1 pseudogene is annotated in these 417 nt (G+C 43.9%); it reads right to left on the reverse strand.

From position 1 onward, the window contains the following. A pseudogene (locus tag A3735_RS10215) lies at window positions 1-417 on the reverse strand (amino acid ABC transporter substrate-binding protein); the annotation flags it as partial.

Genomic DNA, 417 nt, shown 5'->3' on the forward strand with positions numbered 1-417 from the left:
GCCCAACCGGCTTCCAAACCAAGCTTCTCACCAGCATCACCCTCAGAACCCATCAAACGTTTTTGAGCCGGGTTACCTTCAGCTTTAGCCTGATCTACATTTGTACTGTTAACACCTAAGAATTCTGCTTCTATCAAGGCGTTCATTGTCCACTTAACGATATTGAACCAACCATCATCACCCTGTCTAACCACTGGGCCTAATGGTTCTTTTGAAATAACTTCAGGCAAAACCATTGCTGAAGAAGGGTCTTTTAGGCCGATACGAATCGAATATAATTGTGATTGATCAGAGGTTAATACGTCACAACGGCCGCTTTCAAAGCCTGCACGAGTCTGATCTGAAGTATCATATGTAACTGCTGTGTACTTCATACCATTTGCACGGAAGTAGTCAGCCATGTTCAATTCAGTGGTG

This window comes from Oleiphilus sp. HI0061 (genome assembly GCF_001635675.1).